Genomic DNA, 18,537 nt, shown 5'->3' with positions numbered 1-18,537 from the left:
CGTCCGTCTCCTTGTCGTGACGGACTCTACCAAATTTTGGAGGAAGTTAAGGGGCTCAGGTCATCTATTGCGGGCGTCTCTGCGGCAGAGAGTCTTTCTCGGCGAGCTATATGTGAAGAAATTTTCCCACTTAGGGGGAAATACTCACTTGATCCGAGAGGTACATGGTCAGCAGTTCAGGAACACGTAGTTCAGTTTCGCTTCTGGTCCCTTATATTCGAGGAATTAGTTGGGAATTTCGCTCTCTTTGGTGTCTGCCAACTTCGAGGGGGAGTGCATGAGTATCGAGCAAATTTCCTTGAACTACAGAGCCGTTTCCAAGACTCACGTGAGGATGAGGGCGAACTATTTTTCATGACAGAACACAATGTCAGAGACTACCTGAGAAGCGGACACGGCTCCGTAAACCGACTGGGCATTCACGGAGGAAACCAGGTAGATGACGCCATGTCATTTCCAATTAAACTCGTGCATCCTACCACGGCTTACAGAGCTAGCCGCTTGATGAGTTGTCTTGAGAACTGACTCCGAGACATTCTGACAAGTTCCTACAATCTATCGGCATGCGCGGGTAACCTCCCACGAAATTGGTGGGTCCACCTCGGTCTCGGAGCGGCCATGCGGTGGCACAGCATCACGGAATGAATCTCCGTCGGAAGGATGTCTGCTTTTCGTAAATTGACATAACCTCTGCGCAGCCTGCAGCGAAAGCCCGCTCCCACCCATTTTCACCAAAGCAACATTTGCGGCAAACATCTGAAACGGCCCGGGAGCGATCACCCGCGCTCCCCGCCCATCTCCCCCCACCCTCACAAAAAGCTCTGCGGATCGATGTCGACCTGGACCTGCACCGAGCCGCGCGGCTTCGGGCCCTGGCCGAGCATCTGTCTGATGAACCCCTGCATGTCGCGCCCGCGTTCGCCGTGAACCAAGAGCCGGAAACGGTAGCGGCCGCGGATCAGCGCCAGCGGCGCTTCCGCCGGGCCCAGCACCATGATGCCGGGCAGGGAGGGCGCCGCGGCCCGTATACCCCGCGCATGGCCCTCGGCCTCGGGCCGGGTTGCGGCCGAGATGATCACCGACGCCAGCCGGCCGAAGGGCGGCAGCACCGCGCGGCTGCGTTCATCGGTTTCGCGCTCGTAAAAGGCTTCCGGATCGCCCGAGGCCAGGGCCTGCATCACCGGGTGCTGCGGCTGATAGGTCTGGATCAGGCCGAGACTCTTGCGCCCCGAGCGTCCGGCCCGGCCGGTGACCTGGGAGAGCAGCTGATAGGTCCGCTCGGCAGCGCGCGGATCGCCGTTGGACAGCCCCAGATCGGCGTCGACCACGCCGACCAGCGTCATCAGCGGAAAATTGTGCCCCTTGGCCACCAGCTGCGTGCCGATGACGATATCGGCCTCGCCCCTGGCAATCGCCTCGAGCTCGATCCGGAGCCGCCGCGTGCCGCCGGCCATGTCGGATGAGAGCACGATCACCCGCGCATCGGGGAAGTGCTTGTCGGCTTCTTCCGCAATCCGCTCGATCCCCGGCCCGCAGGCCGTCAGATGATCGAGCGTGCCGCAGGACGGGCAGGCCTGCGGCACCGGCTCGTTGTGGCCGCAATGGTGGCACTGCAACTGGCCGCGAAACCGGTGCTCGACCAGCCAGCTCGAACAATCCGGGCATTCGAACCGGTGGCCGCAGACCCGGCACAGCGTCAGCGGCGCATAGCCGCGCCGGTTCAAGAACAGCAGCGATTGCTCCTTGCGTTCGAGCGTTGCCGCCATGGCTTTCAGCAGCAGCGGCGACAGGAACCCGCCGCGCGCCGGGGCATGGCGGCGCAGATCGACCAGCTTGAGATCGGGCAGCCCGGCATCGGCATAGCGGCCCGACAGCACCAGATGCCGGTAGCGGCCCTGGGCGGCGTTGACGCGGCTTTCGATCGACGGCGTCGCCGAGGCCAGCACCACCGGGATATCCGCCAGCCGGGCGCGCACCACCGCCATGTCACGGGCATTGTAAAACACCCGGTCTTCCTGCTTGTAGGCGGGATCATGCTCCTCATCGACGATGATCAGGCCGAGATCGGCAAACGGCAGGAACAGCGCCGAGCGGGCGCCGGCCACCACCCGCACCTGGGCCTCGGTGGTCTGCCGCCAGACCTTTTCGCGGGTCCTGGGCGCCATCTCCGAATGCCATTCCGCCGGCCGCGCCCCGAAGCGGGCGTGGAAGCGGTCGAGAAAGGCGCTGGTCAGCGAGATTTCCGGCAGCAGGATCAGCACCTGGCGGCCCTGCCGCAGGGTTTCGGCAATGGCCTCGAAATAGACTTCGGTCTTGCCCGATCCGGTGACGCCATCGAGCAGAGTCGCGCTGAAGCCGCCGCCGGCGACCGTTTGCCGCAACGCGTCTGCCGCCTCGGCCTGGCTGGTTTCCAGCAGCGCCGGCTGATGGTCGGGATCAGGTGTGGCCACCACCGGCGGCGGCGGCAATCTCACCGGCTCGAACACACCTTGCGCCTGCAAGCCGTCGATCACGCTCGGGGTGACGCCGGCGGCGTGCGCCAGCCCGCTGCGGGTCCAGGCCAGACCGTTGTCGGCCTGCGCCAGCACCCGTTGCCGCGCCGACGTCAGCCGTTCCGGGCGCGCATCGGTCAACCGCAGCGCATCGATCATCGGCTCCGGATCAAACGCCGCCGGCACCCGCAGCGCCATCCGCGCCACCAGCCCCGGTGGCGACAGCGTATAGGCCGACACCCAGTCGATGAAGCGGCGCATCGGCTCGACAATCGGCGGGCAGTCGAACACCTGCACGACCTCGCGCAGCTTGCCCGGGCTGATCACGTCCGCAGATCCGTCCCAGACAACGCCCGGCACCAGCCGCGGCCCGAGCGGCACCTGCACGATCTGGCCGGGGGCGGCGTCGGTGCCTTGCGGCAGCGCATAGGAATAGGCGCGCTCGGCCGGCATCGGGATCAGCACCGGAACCACCTGGCGCGGAAACAGCCCGTCTTCATTTTGTCGCGAATCTTTGCTCATGTGGCGTGACCTTGCCTCCGCTTTGGGCTAAAGGGAACCCAGATTTGATCATTGACGCGCCGGTCACCCCGGCTTCTGCAGCTTTGGAGTCTGAAATGAAATTCTTTGTCGACACCGCCGACGTCAACGAGATCCGCGAGCTCAACGAATTGGGCCTGATCGATGGCGTCACCACCAACCCTTCGCTGATCATGAAATCCGGCCGTGACATTGTCGAGGTCACCAAGGAAATCTGCTCCATCGTCGAGGGCCCGGTGTCCGCCGAGGTCGCGGCGACCGACTATGATGCGATGATGAAGGAAGCGGCCGTGCTGGCCAAGATCGCCGACAACATCTGCATCAAGCTGCCGCTGACGCTTGATGGCCTGAAAGCCTGCCGGGCGCTGAGCGCTGAGGGTCACATGACCAATGTGACGCTGTGCTTCTCCGCCAACCAGGCACTGCTTGCCGCCAAGGCCGGCGCCAGCTTCATCTCGCCGTTCATCGGCCGCCTCGACGACATGGGCATCGACGGCATGGACCTGATTCGCGAAATCCGCCAGATCTATGACAATTACGGTTTTGACACCGAGATCCTCGCGGCCTCGATCCGCACCGTCAATCATGTCCGCGACGCCGCCCTGATTGGCGCCGATGTGGCTACCATCCCCGCCTCCACCATCAAGGCGCTGGTCAAGCATCCGCTCACCGACAAGGGTCTGGAAGCGTTTCTGGCCGACTGGAAAAAAACCGGCCAGACCATCGCCTGACCAGACCAACGCCTGATCAGGCGCGGCAACAGAGACGTCAGCGGCCCGGATATTCCGGGCCGTTTTTGTGCGGGAACAACAAGATTGGGACACCCGAACCGCCAGCTCTCCGATGCCGGCCAGTCAGGCTGACTGGGACCAGCCCTCAGGCGCGGGTTCGAAGGCCCGGTCCGGATTGGCCGCAAGGCCGTGCACGGTGTGATATTCCAGCGCCCTGACCGCCTCCGCCGGATCCGCATCCAGGCCCTCTGGCAGAATCGGCTCACCCACGGTGAACCGGAAGGTGTGGCGCTTCTTGTTGAGAAGCTCGTGAAACACGGTCATGTCCCTAAGCTCGGTCGAATGCTTTGACAGCCAGTAAAACAGACCGGAATTGCGTGCCGAGATATTGACCGGAAGGATCGGCAGGCCATGCCGCCGCGCCAAGGTGACGGCGGACATCTTCCACGGCCGCTCGGTCAGCTTGCCCTCGTTCCAGTAGGCGATCCGGCCCGAGGGAAACAGCACCGTCGCCTTTCCGTCCTGAACCGCCCGGTTGGTCAGTTGCAGCGTCTCGCGGGTCTTGTCCCGGCTTTTGTACTCGTCGCGCCATTCCACCGGGATGATGATCTCGTTCATGCGCGGGCTGACCCGCACGGCATCGCGGTTGGCGAAGATCATCATGTCCGGCCGGTGCCGGCTCAGGAAATCGAACATCGCCACGCCGTCGGCAATGCCGGTCGGATGATTGGCGACGAGCAGGAATTTGCCCTTGCTTGGAATCCGGACCTCACCGACCGACTGTATATCGAGCTTGAGCAAATCACTCATGTGCTGGAACGCTCCGTGACCGGATATCGGCCCGATTGCATCGGCCATGCGCACGGCGGCGCCATATTTCAGGGTGGCGTAAAGAAGCGGCCGCATCAGCGGCCAGGCCGGGTGCTCGACCAGCCGCCCGCCGCGCTCGGCAATCAGCCGGTCGATGATATGTCCCGGGCGGCCGTGCGCAAGCACCTGCAACCGGTCTGAAATCTCAGCCACATTCGCCATGGATTCGACCTCTCCTAAGTCCGCGCTGACAAACCAATGGCAACAAATTGTGATGCCAGGATGACATCGGTTCACCGCACCCGTTTACCCCTCGCTAAGCCCACTATGCAATAGTAAAGCCCCAACTGGCCCGCAGGCTCAGTCTTCCGATCAACTCCTTGCGCGCTCCCGACCAACGGAAATACCATGCAGCAACCGCTTGTCACCGCCGCTCCGGATGTCATTGCAGAACAGCAAAGCTGGCTTGTTCAGCTGAGCGAGGAACGCCGTCTTTCGGCCAAGACCGCCGAGGCCTACGAGCGGGACCTGCGCCAGTTTTTGAGCTTTCTGACCATCCATCTCGGCGGTCCGCCGCGGATTGCCGATCTTGCCGATTTGCGACCGCTTGACCTGCGCGCCTTTCTGGCTGAACGCCGCCGCGGCGGCGCCGGCGCGCGAACCCTGGGCCGAGGCCTTGCCGGCATCCGGTCATTCTTGCGCCATCTCGAACGCAAGGGCCTGGCCAATGCCGCAGGCGCCACCGCCACACGGGCGCCGCGGCAGCCCAAATCCCTGCCCAGACCGCTCAACGCCGGCGACGCGCTGCGCGTGGTCGACGCCGATCTGCAACTGGCTGAGGAGCCCTGGGTTGCCGCCCGCACCGCCGCCGTCTTGACCCTGCTCTATGGTTGCGGCCTGCGTATTTCCGAAGCCCTGGCGCTGACCGCGGGCGATCTGCCGCGCGACGGCGAAACCCTGCGAATCACCGGCAAGGGCGGCAAGACCCGCATCGTGCCGCTGTTGCCGGTTGCCCGCGCGGCCATCGCAACCTACAGGGATCTTTGTCCTTATTCCCCGGATGCGGATCAACCGCTGTTTCGCGGCGTGCGCGGCGGGCCGCTGCAGGCAGCCATCGTGCAAAAGGAAATGCGGCGCCTGCGCGCTGCGCTGGACCTGCCCGACAGCGCCACCCCGCACGCCTTGAGACATTCCTTTGCCACCCATCTGCTGGCCGGTGGCGGCGATCTCAGAACCATCCAGCAACTGCTCGGCCATGCCAGCCTGTCATCGACCCAGATCTACACCGGCGTCGACGCCAGCCGCCTCATCGATATCTACGACCGGGCCCACCCGCGCGCCTGAACCCGCGCCCTGCCTAATGCATAACGCGTGGATGCGCGGCGCCGCTGCCGGTTAAGCTTGCGTTTACCATCACCGGAAGCCGGGGCATCGGTTAACCCGATTGTCAGCGAGCATCCGATAGGCTGGCTGGTCAAATCCATGAGGAAAATCCCGCATGCAACACCACCCCGTTTTGTCCCGCGTCCGCAGCACCTGCGCGCACCTGCCGAACGTGGTGTTCGCCCTGGCTGCCTCGCTGCCGTTGGCGCTGCTGGTCCTGCTGGTGCTGGGTCTCATCTGGGGTGCGGGCAAGGCCCAGGCCGAGGAACCACCCGCCGCCTGCTCAGGCGTCAGCCTGGTCGACAAGCTGGCTGCCGTTGCCCCCGACAAGCTGGCCCAAGCCCGCGCCGCCGCCGCAGGCGTCCGCAATGGCAGGGGCTTGCTGTGGAAGGTCGAAAAAGCCGGGATTGAGCCGTCGTGGCTGTTTGGCACCATGCACGTCACCGATCCGCGTGTCACCGAAATGCCCGGCGTTGCCCGGACCGCGTTTGAAAATGCCGGCACCGTGGTGATCGAGACCATCGACATCCTCGATCCGGCCACAGCGCAAGCCGCACTTATGGCCGACCCGGACCTGACGATGTTTACCGGCGACACCACGCTGACTTCGTTTCTGGACGAGGGCGAAGCCGCACTGGTTGAAGCCGAGCTGGCGCGTCGCGGCATTCCGCTGGCGCTGGTTTCGAAGATGAAACCGTGGATGATCGCCGGGCTGGTGGCCCTGCCCGCCTGCGAACTCGCCCGCAAGGCAGCCGGCATCGACTTTCTCGACGTCAAGCTTGCCAACACCGCCAAGGCCAATGGCAAACAGGTGCTCGGGCTTGAAACCATCGGCGAACAAATCGCCGCCATGGCCGACCTGCCGATGGATTTCCACATCCGTGGCCTGGTCGAAACCGTGCGGCTGGCAGACCTGATGCCGGACATCATGGCGACCATGACCGGGCTCTATCTCGATGGCGAGATTGCCCAGATCATGCCGGTCATCCTCGCCGCCGGCCCGGAAGAAACCGGCGACGACGCCAGCGGCTACGCCGACTTCGAGAAGCGCATTGTGACGATGCGCAACCATGTCATGGCCGAACGCGCCACCCCGATCCTTGATCAGGGAGACGCCTTCATCGCCATCGGCGCACTGCATTTGCCCGGTGACGAAGGCGTGGTGGCTTTGCTGCAGGACGCCGGCTACTCGGTCGGTCTCGTGCAGTAACAAACTGTAACCATTGGTGTATGCGGAACCAGGAACTGAATCCGGGGGCAAGGCGTTTCGATCACATGACTGTCAAAGGAGATGTCAAATGGTCGAATATACCCCATCCAACCGTCCCGGCGAGCCGGGTCGTCCGCATGAACATGTTCGCGAATCCACTGTCGTCAAGTCGGGCAGCTCGACCGGAGCGCTGGTCGCCCTCGTGCTGGTGGTCTTGCTGGCCATCATAGGCTTTGTGTTCTGGTCGGCAGGCGATGATCAGGCGGTCAACACCACCACACCCGGCGCCGAAATCAATGAACAGGTTGCACCTGATGCTGCCATCGAACCGGCGCGTCCGGTGCCCGCTCCCGACGCGCCGGCGATCCCTGAAGCCGCCGACCCGGCTGCCCCTGCGGCCCCACTGGAAACCGCGCCCGCACCGGCCACCGACGGCTAAGCGCACAAGCGCCAACGGGAAGGACCAGGTCAAACCGCCCGGCACCAGCCGGGCGGTTTCGCCGTGACATCACTGCTTATTTGTGTGCCGCGCATTGGCCGGATCAGCCAAGCCGCGACAATGTGCGTGCGACAATCAGCTTGTGAAACGGCATGATCGCCGCGAGATAGGCACGGCCCAGCAGATTGTGGCGCATGATCAGCGTCATCATCCGGACTGTGGTGTGCCGGTCGCCGGAAGCTTCGGTCTGCACGACAATCCGGAAATCAAGATGCCGGTCATCAAGCCCGAGCACGATCTCGGCGTCGGTCCGGCTGATCACCGGGAACATGCCCACACGCGGCGCGCCCGCGGCGACAGCGGCCGGATCACCCTTGAGGCCGAACGGCCGGACCATCAGATTCCTCAGCGCCATCAATGCGTCAACCCACCCGGGCATTCGCTCGAATGCCTCACGTGCGGCCCGTTCCGGCGTCAAACCGGACCCATCCACCCGGGTCTCAAAGCAATCGCCCCAATCCGCGCCCGGCAGAGCCGGATGCGGCAGTGATACCGGAATCTCGCGGACTTTCGCAGCCTTTGACATCCGGCGCGGCGCGCTTAGAGATGCAGCGGCTTGAAGAAGGTCGCAAGCGCCGCTTCCTTGACCGCTTCCGACAGCGTCGGGTGGGCGTGACAGGTCCGTCCGAGATCTTCGGAACTGCCGCCGAATTCCATCAGCACCGCGGCTTCGTGGATCATCTCGCCGGCGCCGAAGCCGATGATGTGCACGCCCAGAACCCGGTCGGTCTCCGCATCCGCCAGCACCTTGACGAAGCCGTCCGAGGCCTGCATGGCCCGGGCCCGGCCATTGGCCGAGAACGGGAACTTGCCGGCCTTGTACTTGATGCCTTCAGACTTCAGCTCTTCCTCGGTCTTGCCGACAGCGGCCACTTCCGGCTGGGTATAGACCACGCTGGGAATGACGTCGTAATTCACATGGCCTGCCTGGCCAGCCATGATTTCGGCCAGCGCCACGCCCTCGTCCTCGGCCTTGTGCGCCAGCATCGGGCCGGCGATCACGTCACCGATGGCGTACACGCCGGGTACATTGGTCTGATAGTGATGATCCGTGCGCACCCGCCCGCGGTCGTCGAGCACCACGCCGGCATCCTCAAGCCCGAGGCCCTCGGTGTAGGGCTTGCGGCCGGTGGCGATCAGCACGATATCGGCGTCGATCGTCTCCGTGTCACCGCCCTTGACCGGTTCGAAGGAGACCTTGGCGCCTGCCTCCGTCTTCTCCACCCCGGTCACCTTGCTGCCGACCTTGAACGCCATGCCCTGCTTGCTCAAAAGCCGCTGGAACTGCTTGGCGACGTCTCCGTCCATGCCGCCCAGGATCTTGTCGAGATACTCAACCACGGTAACCTTGGCGCCCAGCCGGCCCCAGACCGAGCCCATTTCCAGACCGATGACACCGCCGCCGACAACCACGATATGCTCCGGCACCTTGTCAAGCGCGATGGCGCCGGTCGACGAAATGATGATCTTCTCGTCGAGATCGACTTCGACGCCGGGAATGCCGGCAACGTCGGACCCGGTGGCAATCACCACATTCCTGGTTTCAAGTTCGGTCACCTTGCCGTCATTGGCAGTCACCGAAACCTTGCCTTCGCCGAGAACCTTGCCATGGCCGATGAAGCTGTCGATCTTGTTCTTCTTGAACAGGAAAGCCACACCATCGACATTGGATTTCACCGTCGCATCCTTGTGCGCCATCATCTTTTCGAGATTGAGCTTGGGCTTGCCGACCTCAACGCCGAGCGCTTCCATCGAATGGCCTGCGGCGTGAAACACTTCCGACGTATGCAGCAGCGCCTTGGACGGGATGCAGCCGATATTGAGGCAGGTGCCCCCGAAGGTCTCGCGCTTTTCAATCACAGCCACCTTGAGGCCGAGCTGCGCCGCCTTGATGGCGCAGACATAGCCGCCGGGTCCGGAACCGATGATGATGACGTCGTAGCTCATGGTCTTTTCCTTATGATCCGAAATTCATTCCTGGCAGGTCTTCAATTGAAACACATCGCCGGGAAGCAGTGTAATCTGGCCGGCCTGCCATGCCCGCGACCGCATCACCGCCGCGCCGAAATCCGGCAGCAGCAGACTGTCGCCGGCCTCATGATCGGCCTCCAGCACCGGCAGCCAGCCGGCTTCGCCGGTGCTGGCGACGCTATAGATGACGCCTTGCCAGACGGTGCAGGCGGCGATCTCGGCTCCGGTGGCGTCACCTTCGGGACAATCATGCAGGATCACCCCCCAGGGCCGGTCCGGCTCGCCCGCCATCATCACCACACCGTCCATCGTCACGTCATTTTCCGCAAACACCAGACTGAAGCGGTGCTGCATGCCGTCGGCTTCCGACAGCGGTCCGGCAAAACCGATCTCGGCCCCCGACCTCGCCTCGCCATACACAGCCAGCGCCTGCGGACAGGCGGCGATTGCCGGTGATCCGCTTGCGGCCATCACGGTGGCCGCAAGCATCAGCACGCAAAGCCGGGCCGGGGACATCTCCGGCTCCCTACAGATCGAGGACCAGGCGCTCCGGATCTTCCAGGCTTTCCTTGACCCGGACGAGGAAGGTCACGGCGTCCTTGCCGTCGACAATCCGGTGGTCATAGGACAGCGCCAGATACATCATCGGCCGGATCACCACCTGGCCGCCGACTGCCACCGGACGCTCCTGGATCTTGTGCATGCCGAGAATACCCGATTGCGGCGAATTCAGGATCGGGGAGGACATCAGCGATCCGTAGACACCGCCATTGGAGATGGTGAAGGTACCGCCCTGCATGTCGGCCATCGTCAACTCGCCATCGCGCGCCGCACGGCCCAGGCGGCCGATTTCCTTCTCGATTTCGGCAATGCCCATTTCGTCGGCATCGCGCACCACCGGCACCACCAGACCCTTGTCGGTGCCGACAGCGACGCCGACATGGCAATAGTTCTTGTAGATGATGTCGGTGCCGTCGATTTCGGCATTGACCGCCGGGATTTCCTGCAGCGCATGGGTAATCGCCTTGGTGAAGAAGCCCATGAAGCCGAGCTTGACGCCGTGCTTCTTCTCGAACAGGTCCTTGTATTTCTTGCGCATGTCCATCACCGCGCTCATGTCCACCTCGTTGTAGGTGGTCAGCATGGCCGCGGTATTCTGGGCTTCCTTGAGACGGCGGGCGATGGTCTGGCGCAGACGCGTCATCTTCACCCGCTCTTCGCGCGGCGCATCATCGGCAGATGACGCAGCGCGCGGTGCAGCCGCGACCGGAGCGGCCTTAGCCCCCTTGCCGATGGCGTCGAGAACATCGCCCTTGAGCACCTGGCCGCGTTTGCCTGAACCCGATACGTCACCGGCAGCGATCTTGTTCTCGGTCATCAGTTTCTGCGCCGAGGGAGCAGCCGGCATCTTGCTTTCGCTGATCTCGTTTTCACCGGCAACCTTGGCCGTCTTCTCGGCGGCCTCGCCTGTGGTCGCGGCACCCGAGCTGCCCGCCGCTTGCGCTACGGCTTCGGGCTTGTCGGTCTTGGCCGGTGCGGCGCCAGCCTCGCCTTCGGCGATCTGGGCGAGCAGCGCGTTGACCTCGACGGTCTCGCCATCCTTGGCGAGAATGTCCTGCAACACGCCGGACACCGGCGAGGGAACTTCGATGGACACCTTGTCGGTCTCCAGCTCGACCAGCGGTTCGTCCACCTTGACGGTGTCGCCCACTTTCTTGAGCCAGGTTCCGATGGTGGCTTCGCTGACGGATTCGCCAAGGGTCGGGACGCGGACTTCAGTAGCCATGATATTTGTTTCCGTTCTTTTCAATCATCACACAGGTGGGCGGCGCGCGGACGGGATCAACCCCCTAGCGCATCCTCAAGGAAGGCTTCGAGTTGCGCAAGGTGGCGCGACATCAATCCGGTCGCCGTCGAGGCCGAGGCCGGCCGTCCGGTGTAACGGACGCGCTGGTACTTGGCGTCGATATGGGCCAGCACCCATTCCAGATAGGGATCAATGAACGACCAGGCCCCCATGTTCTTGGGCTCTTCCTGGCACCACACCATCTCGGCATTGCGGAAACGGCCGAGCTCGTTGATCAAGGCCTTGGCCGGGAACGGATAAAGCTGTTCCAGCCGCAACAGATAGATATCGTCGATGCCGCGCTTCTCGCGTTCCTCGTACAGGTCAAAATAGACCTTGCCCGAGCACATGACAACACGGCGGATCTTGTTGTCCTTGACCAGCTTGATCGGCTCGTTCTTGAGCACTTCCGCATCATCCCACAGCAGCCTGTGGAAAGAGCTTTCGCCGGACATTTCCGCCAGTGTCGACACCGCCCGCTTGTGGCGCAGCAGTGATTTTGGCGTCATCATGATCAGCGGCTTGCGGAAATCGCGCTTCACCTGACGCCGCAGGATATGGAAATAGTTCGCCGGCGTGGTGCAATTGGCGACCTGCATATTGTCTTCGGCACACATCTGCAGGAAGCGCTCGAGACGGGCAGACGAGTGCTCCGGACCCTGGCCCTCATAGCCGTGCGGCAGCAGGCAGACGAGCCCCGACATCCGGAGCCATTTGCGTTCGCCCGAGGAAATGAACTGGTCAAACAGCACCTGGGCGCCATTGGCGAAATCGCCGAACTGGGCTTCCCACAGGGTCAGCGCATTGGGCCGGGCCAGCGAGTAGCCATACTCGAAGCCCAGCACGGCCTCTTCCGACAGCATCGAGTTGATGACCTCGTAGCGGGCCTGATTGGGCGTGATGTTGGCGAGCGGAATATAGCGGTCCTCGGTTTCCTGGTCATAGAGCACCGAATGCCGCTGGCTGAAGGTGCCGCGCTCCACATCCTGGCCGGACAGCCGGATCTTGGTGCCTTCCATGGCCAGCGAGCCAAAGGCCAGCGCCTCGGCGAAGGCCCAGTCGACACCTTCGCCGGTCTCGACCATCTTGGCGCGGTTGTCCATGAAACGCTGGATGGTGCGGTGCACCTTGAAGTCCGCGGGAACCTCCGCCAGTTTCTTGCCCAGTTCGCGCAGCTGCTTGAGCGGCATGGCGGTCTTGCCACGGCGCTGCTCGTCCTGATTGTCGGCGGTCCTGAGCCCGGTCCATTCGCCGTCAAGCCAGTCCGCCTTGTTCGGCTTGTAGCTCTGTCCGATGTCGAATTCGGTTTCCAGATTGGCGCGCCAGTCGGCCTTCATCTTCTCGAGTTCGCCCTTGGTAATCACGCCTTCCTCGATCAGGCGGCGCGAATACAGCGTCACAACCGTCTCGTGGCTGCGGATCTTCTTGTACATTTTCGGCTGTGTGAACGCCGGCTCGTCGCCCTCGTTGTGGCCGAAGCGGCGGTAGCAGAACATGTCGACGACCACCGGCTTGTGGAAGGTCATGCGGAATTCGGTCGCCACCTTGGCGGCATAGACCACAGCTTCCGGATCATCGCCATTGACGTGGAAGATCGGCGCCTCGATCATCTTCGCCACATCCGACGGATAGGGCGACGACCGCGAGAAGCCCGGATTGGTGGTGAAACCGATCTGGTTGTTGATGATGAAATGCACGGTTCCGGCAACCCGGTGGCCGCGCAGACCCGACAGGCCGAGAATCTCTGCCACCACGCCTTGCCCAGCAAAGGCTGCGTCGCCGTGAAGCAGCAGCGGCATCACCTTGACCCGCTCCTTGAGCGGGATGATGTCGCCTTCGAAGACCGTCGCCAGCAGATCCTGCTTGGCGCGGGCCTTGCCCATCACCACCGGATTGACAATTTCCAGATGGGACGGGTTGGCCGTCAGCGACAGATGCACGCTGTTGCCGTCGAATTCACGGTCGGACGATGCGCCAAGATGATACTTGACGTCGCCCGAACCCTCGACCTCGTCCGGCTTGAACGAGCCGCCCTTGAACTCGTGGAACACCGCCCGGTGCGGCTTGGCCATCACCTGGGTCAGCACGTTGAGCCGGCCGCGGTGGGCCATGCCGAAGACGACCTCCTTCAGCCCCATATTGCCGCCGCGCTTGATGATCTGCTCAAGCGCCGGGATCAGCGATTCACCGCCATCCAGACCAAAGCGTTTTGTGCCCTTGTACTTGACGTCGATGAACTGCTCGAAACCTTCCGCTTCGACCAGTTTCTGCAGGATTGCCTTCTTGCCCAGTTCGGTGAATTCGACGCGCTTGTCGGGGCCTTCGATGCGCTCCTGAATCCAGGCTTTCTCGTCGGGATTGGAAATGTGCATGTACTCGACACCGAGCGTCGAGCAATAGGTTCGCCTGAGGATATCGATTATCTGGCGAATGGTGGCGAATTCCAGCCCGAGCAGGTTGTCGATGTAGATCTCGCGATCATAATCAGCCTCGGTAAAGCCGTAGGTTTCCGGCGACAGTTCATTGTAATCATTGTCGGGCTGGGCGAGGCCGAGCGGATCGAGATTGGCGTGCAGATGGCCGCGCATGCGGTAGGCGCGGATCATCATCAGCGCCCGGACCGAATCACGCGTCGCCTGCATCACGTCTGCAGTGTCGCCGGACTGTGCCGCCGCCTTGGCCTTCAGTTTTTCACCAACGGCCTTCTCGATCGCACCCCAATCGCCGTCAAGCGCAGAAATCAGGTCATTGTTGTCGCGAACCGGCCAGTTGGGCTGTTTCCACGACGCCCCGGCCGCGGCCTTGCGAACCTGATCCGGATCGTCCTTCAGCTCGGCAAAGAAGGACTGCCACTCGGCCGGCACGCCGTCCGGGTCATCCAGGAACCGCGCATACATCTGTTCGATATAGGCGGCGTTGCCTCCATACAAGAACGAGGTCTTTGCCATGATGTCGTTGGCTTCGTTTTTGCGTGCCATGGATTTCACCTTTTTTCGGGCCGTATTCGGCCTATCCTAGACTGTGTGGCTTGTGCGGCCTTTACGCCGCGAGCCTGCCCAACCCGATCGCCAGCGCCGCTGTGTCGCTGAAAACCTGGTAGCGGACGATCTTGCCGTCCCGTAGTGTGAACAGATTGACAGTTTCCGTGTGCACCTTGCGTGCCGTCGCTTTCACCGTCCATTCGCCCTTGAGCACCGTGATCACGGTGTCCCCGGCTATGTGCATCGAAAGCGGCTTTACCATGTCGATCACCAGATGATCGCCCAGGGTCTTGATAAAGGTTTCGAATTCCTCGAACCCGGTCCAGTCTCCGGCCCAGGGCAACAGGCCTTCGGGCGCCGGATAATGAACCTCGATTTCATCGGAGACAACGCTGCGCAGAGCCTCCCTGTCACCGGCTTTGAGTGCGGCGTAATAGCGGTCCAACGTTTCCCGCACGGCATCGCTCATGGATCTGACCTCGAAGCTTCAATCAACGATGAACAGTTTTGCGCCGCCCACGGAGCTGGAGCGATGCCGCTCCGCCCCATAGGCGACCTGATAGCTTGTCCCGGGATTGGGTTTGAACACACGGCCACCCGCCGGACGCGTATCCAGCTCGCCTTCACGGCAGAACCGGATGCGCTCCTTCTCGCCCCAATGGCCAGCGCCTTCAGGGCCGAAGGAGCCGCTGCGCCCCAAGGCGTGGACGGCCGCGCCGGGATGGCGAACCGGCTCTGTGTCGTCCCATTCGGCTGTCCCGGAAGCCATCTCTGACATATGCATGTTAGGTACTAACCCTTCAGTACTTCAACCAGCGTTGTGCCAAGCCGTGCAGGGGAAGGCGACACCCTTATGCCTGCGGCTTCCATCGCCGCGATCTTGTCGTCCGCGCCGCCCTTGCCACCGGAAATCACCGCACCGGCATGGCCCATGGTCCGGCCTTCCGGCGCGGTCCGGCCGGCGATGAAACCGACCATCGGCTTCTTGCGGCCCTTCCTGGCTTCGTCGATCAGGAATTGCGCCGCGTCTTCTTCAGCCGAGCCGCCGATCTCGCCGATCATGATGATCGACTTGGTCTCGTCATCGGCGAGGAACATTTCCAGCATGTCGATGAATTCGGTGCCCTTGACCGGGTCGCCGCCGATGCCGACAGCCGTGGTCTGGCCGAGGCCTTCATTGGTGGTCTGGAACACCGCTTCATAGGTGAGCGTGCCCGAGCGCGAGAGAACCCCGACCGAGCCCTTCTTGAAGATCGAACCCGGCATGATGCCGATCTTGCATTCATCCGGCGTCAGCACGCCGGGGCAGTTCGGGCCGATCAGCCGCGACGATGACTTGTCGAGCCGGGCCTTGACCTTGATCATGTCGGCGACCGGGATACCCTCGGTGATGCAGACGATCAGTGGAATTTCCGCTTCAATCGCTTCCAGGATGGCAGCCGCAGCGCCCGACGGCGGAACATAGATCACCGAGGCATTGGCGCCGGTGACGTCCTTGCCCTCGGCAACCGATGCAAAGATCGGCAGATTCGTGCCGCCCGAACCTTCCCAGGTGGAGCCGCCCTTTTTCGGATGAATCCCGCCAACCATCTGCGTGCCGTGATAGGCCAGCGCCTGTTCGGTGTGGAACGTGCCGGTCTTGCCGGTCAGACCCTGAACCAGGACCTTTGTATTCTTGTCGATCAGAATGGACATCGATCAGGCTCCCTTCACTGCGGCGACGATCTTCTGTGCAGCATCATCCAGATCATCGGCTGAAATGACGTTGAGACCGGATTCGTTGATGATTTTCTTGCCGAGCTCCACATTGGTGCCTTCGAGACGCACCACCAGAGGAACCTTGAGACCGACTTCCTTGACCGCAGCGATCACGCCTTCGGCAATGACATCGCACTTCATGATGCCGCCGAAAATATTGACCAGAATGCCTTTGACCGCCGGGTCGGCGGTGATGATCTTGAACGCCGCCGTCACCTTCTCGGTGGTGGCGCCGCCACCGACGTCGAGGAAGTTGGCCGGTTCCTGGCCATAGAGCTTGATGATGTCCATCGTCGCCATGGCAAGGCCCGCGCCATTGACCATGCAGCCGATATTGCCGTCGAGCGCCACATAGGCGAGGTCGTATTTCGACGCCTCGATTTCCTTGGCGTCTTCTTCGGTGAGATCCCTGAGCGCGACAATGTCGTCGTGCCGGAACAGCGCGTTGTTGTCGAACGACACCTTGGCGTCGAGCACCCGCAGGCGGCCGGATTTCATCACGATCAGCGGATTGACTTCCAGGAGCGCCATGTCCTTTTCGACAAACGCCTTGTACAGGATCGGGAACAGCGTCTCGCCGTCCTTGGCCGCATCGCCCGAAAGCTCCAGCGCAGCGTTGAGCTTGGCCAGATCAGCCGCGGTGACGCCGGTTTCCGGGTCGATGGCGACGGTGATGATCTTGTCCGGCGTGTCGTGGGCGACCGCCTCGATGTCCATGCCGCCTTCGGTCGAGACCACGAAGGCCACCTGACCGACGGTGCGGTCCACCAGGATCGAGAGATAGAGTTCGCGCTCGATGTCGGCGCCGTCTTCGATATAGAGCCGGTTGACCACCTTGCCGGCGTCACCGGTCTGCTTGGTCACCAGCGTGTTGCCGAGCATTTCCTTGGCATGCGCCTTGGCTTCATCGATCGAGAAGGCCAGCCGCACACCGCCCTTGGCGTCCGGACCCAGCTCCTTGAACTTGCCCTTGCCGCGACCGCCGGCATGGATCTGGCTCTTGACCACGTAGAGCGGACCGGGCAGCGATTTCGCAGCCGCTTCGGCTTCATCGGCGGAAAAAATAGCGACCCCTTCGGCCACCGGCGCGCCAAACCCCTTCAGAAGGGCCTTGGCCTGGTATTCATGGATGTTCATGGGAACTCCTGGATTGAGTGAACGGTGTAGAGCGCCTTGACGTTGGATCAACCATGATAGCGCTCCAGCCCCCTGTCCTTGTGCAAATCCGAACGCGAAACCGGTTGGTTTTCGTCCCGATGATGCTGTGACCCGCTATTTCAGGTTCGGGGCAATGGCGATGCAGGCTTCGCAGAGGCCGGCGACAGATTCCACCGACTTGTCGAACGCCTTCTGTTCGGTCTTGTTGAGTTCGATCTCGATGACGCGCTCGATACCACCTTCACCGATCACGCAAGGCACGCCCACATACATGTCCTTGACGCCGTACTGGCCCGACAAATATGCGGCGCAGGGCAGAACCCGCTTCTTGTCCTTGAGGTAGGATTCAGCCATCACGATCGCCGACGAGGCCGGCGCATAATAGGCCGAACCGGTCTTCAGCAGCTTGACGATCTCGGCGCCGCCATCGCGGGTGCGCTGGATGATCTCTTCCAGCCTCTCCTTTGAGGTCCAGCCCATCTTGATCAGGTCAGGCAGCGGAATGCCGGCCACCGTCGAGTACCGTGCTAAGGGAACCATGGTGTCGCCGTGGCCGCCGAGCACGAAGGCGGTGACATCTTCGACCGACACATTGAATTCCTCGGCGAGAAAATGCTGGAAGCGGCTTGAATCAAGCACGCCGGCCATGCCGACAACCTTGTTCTTCGGCAGGCCGGAGAACTTCTGCAATGCCCAGACCATCGCATCAAGCGGGTTGGTGATGCAGATGACGAAAGCATTGGGCGCGTATTTCTTGATGCCGGCGCCGACCTGTTCCATCACCTTGAGGTTGATGCCGAGAAGGTCGTCGCGGCTCATGCCCGGCTTGCGGGCGACACCGGCGGTAACGATGCAGACATCGGCGCCTTCGATGGCGGAGTAATCATTGGCCCCCGACAGGCGGGAATCAAAGCCCTCGACCGGTGCGGACTCAGCGATGTCGAGCGCCTTGCCCTGCGGGGTGCCTTCAGCGATATCGAACAGGACGATATCGCCGAGTTCCTTCAAGCCGGCCAGATGGGCAAGTGTGCCGCCAATCATTCCCGAACCAATCAAAGCAATCTTATTGCGAGCCATAAAGAAAATCTCCGCAGATCGTTGTGCTCTGGAACCCGCCTCACGCCCGGCCCCGGTTTCGCACTTCGCATAGCCCTAATG

Annotated in this window: 16 protein-coding genes; 4 read left to right on the top strand and 12 right to left on the bottom strand. The window is 62.5% G+C overall.

The genetic code is table 11. The features are described from left to right. Positions 1 to 809: 809 nt before the first annotated feature. Positions 810 to 3,014, bottom strand: coding sequence for a primosomal protein N' (locus PZ897_RS18035; protein ID WP_275754065.1), 2,205 nt, complete (start codon positions 3,012 to 3,014; stop codon positions 810 to 812). Positions 3,015 to 3,109: 95 nt separating this feature from the next. Here PZ897_RS18035 and fsa point away from each other — a divergent pair, with 95 nt between their 5' ends. Further along, on the top strand, positions 3,110 to 3,763 hold the full coding sequence (gene fsa / locus PZ897_RS18030; protein ID WP_275754063.1) for a fructose-6-phosphate aldolase: 654 nt from the start codon (positions 3,110 to 3,112) through the stop codon (positions 3,761 to 3,763). 123 nt (positions 3,764 to 3,886) lie between these two features. On the opposite strand, the gene PZ897_RS18025 is transcribed toward fsa, so the two are convergent. Further along, entirely contained in the window at positions 3,887 to 4,795 is a 909-nt protein-coding gene (locus PZ897_RS18025; RefSeq protein ID WP_275754062.1) for a 1-acyl-sn-glycerol-3-phosphate acyltransferase, read from the bottom strand. A gap of 186 nt (positions 4,796 to 4,981) precedes the next feature. On the opposite strand from PZ897_RS18025, the gene PZ897_RS18020 reads away from it, so the two are divergent. The 3 genes from PZ897_RS18020 to PZ897_RS18010 all read left to right on the top strand — a co-directional run bounded on the left by PZ897_RS18020 (position 4,982) and on the right by PZ897_RS18010 (position 7,605). Then, positions 4,982 to 5,917 (top strand): tyrosine recombinase XerC, encoded by a 936-nt coding sequence (locus PZ897_RS18020; RefSeq protein WP_275754061.1) that lies wholly within the window; start codon positions 4,982 to 4,984, stop codon positions 5,915 to 5,917. Positions 5,918 to 6,071: 154 nt separating this feature from the next. Then, positions 6,072 to 7,166, top strand: a complete 1,095-nt coding sequence (locus PZ897_RS18015) for a TraB/GumN family protein (RefSeq protein WP_275754059.1) — start codon at positions 6,072 to 6,074, stop codon at positions 7,164 to 7,166. Between the two features lie 88 nt (positions 7,167 to 7,254). Then, positions 7,255 to 7,605, top strand: a complete 351-nt coding sequence (locus PZ897_RS18010) for a hypothetical protein (protein ID WP_275754057.1) — start codon at positions 7,255 to 7,257, stop codon at positions 7,603 to 7,605. A gap of 103 nt (positions 7,606 to 7,708) precedes the next feature. On the opposite strand, the gene PZ897_RS18005 is transcribed toward PZ897_RS18010, so the two are convergent. The 10 genes from PZ897_RS18005 to mdh all read right to left on the bottom strand — a co-directional run bounded on the left by PZ897_RS18005 (position 7,709) and on the right by mdh (position 18,456). Next, positions 7,709 to 8,191: a DUF2867 domain-containing protein gene (locus PZ897_RS18005; protein ID WP_275754056.1), complete on the bottom strand. Its 483-nt coding sequence runs from the start codon at positions 8,189 to 8,191 to the stop codon at positions 7,709 to 7,711. Positions 8,192 to 8,205: 14 nt separating this feature from the next. Further along, positions 8,206 to 9,612 carry a dihydrolipoyl dehydrogenase gene (gene lpdA / locus PZ897_RS18000; protein ID WP_275754055.1) on the bottom strand — a complete coding sequence of 469 codons (1,407 nt, stop codon included), beginning with the start codon at positions 9,610 to 9,612 and terminating at the stop codon, positions 8,206 to 8,208. 24 nt (positions 9,613 to 9,636) lie between these two features. Continuing rightward, positions 9,637 to 10,152, bottom strand: a complete 516-nt coding sequence (locus PZ897_RS17995) for a hypothetical protein (RefSeq protein WP_275754053.1) — start codon at positions 10,150 to 10,152, stop codon at positions 9,637 to 9,639. A 10-nt stretch (positions 10,153 to 10,162) separates the two neighbouring features. Continuing rightward, a complete protein-coding gene (gene odhB, locus PZ897_RS17990) occupies positions 10,163 to 11,422 on the bottom strand; it encodes a 2-oxoglutarate dehydrogenase complex dihydrolipoyllysine-residue succinyltransferase (protein ID WP_275754051.1) in 1,260 nt (419 codons plus the stop codon). 56 nt (positions 11,423 to 11,478) lie between these two features. Next, on the bottom strand, positions 11,479 to 14,460 hold the full coding sequence (locus PZ897_RS17985) for a 2-oxoglutarate dehydrogenase E1 component (protein ID WP_275754050.1): 2,982 nt from the start codon (positions 14,458 to 14,460) through the stop codon (positions 11,479 to 11,481). Between the two features lie 61 nt (positions 14,461 to 14,521). Further along, complete coding sequence (locus PZ897_RS17980; RefSeq protein ID WP_275754048.1) at positions 14,522 to 14,932, bottom strand: nuclear transport factor 2 family protein; 411 nt, start codon at positions 14,930 to 14,932, stop codon at positions 14,522 to 14,524. An 18-nt stretch (positions 14,933 to 14,950) separates the two neighbouring features. Next, positions 14,951 to 15,247, bottom strand: a complete 297-nt coding sequence (locus tag PZ897_RS17975) for a hypothetical protein (protein WP_275754047.1) — start codon at positions 15,245 to 15,247, stop codon at positions 14,951 to 14,953. 8 nt (positions 15,248 to 15,255) lie between these two features. Further along, positions 15,256 to 16,158 carry a succinate--CoA ligase subunit alpha gene (sucD, locus tag PZ897_RS17970; protein ID WP_275754046.1) on the bottom strand — a complete coding sequence of 301 codons (903 nt, stop codon included), beginning with the start codon at positions 16,156 to 16,158 and terminating at the stop codon, positions 15,256 to 15,258. Positions 16,159 to 16,161: 3 nt separating this feature from the next. Then, positions 16,162 to 17,358: an ADP-forming succinate--CoA ligase subunit beta gene (gene sucC, locus PZ897_RS17965; protein WP_275754043.1), complete on the bottom strand. Its 1,197-nt coding sequence runs from the start codon at positions 17,356 to 17,358 to the stop codon at positions 16,162 to 16,164. Between the two features lie 135 nt (positions 17,359 to 17,493). Beyond that, positions 17,494 to 18,456, bottom strand: a complete 963-nt coding sequence (mdh, locus tag PZ897_RS17960) for a malate dehydrogenase (RefSeq protein WP_275754042.1) — start codon at positions 18,454 to 18,456, stop codon at positions 17,494 to 17,496. Between the last annotated feature and the right edge of the window lie 81 nt (positions 18,457 to 18,537).

Origin of the sequence: Hoeflea sp. YIM 152468 (genome assembly GCF_029210485.1) — a bacterium.
Taxonomy (GTDB): Bacteria; Pseudomonadota; Alphaproteobacteria; order Rhizobiales; family Rhizobiaceae; genus Hoeflea.
Note: the sequence above shows the minus strand (reverse complement) of the source record. Positions and strands in the feature narration are given on the sequence as shown.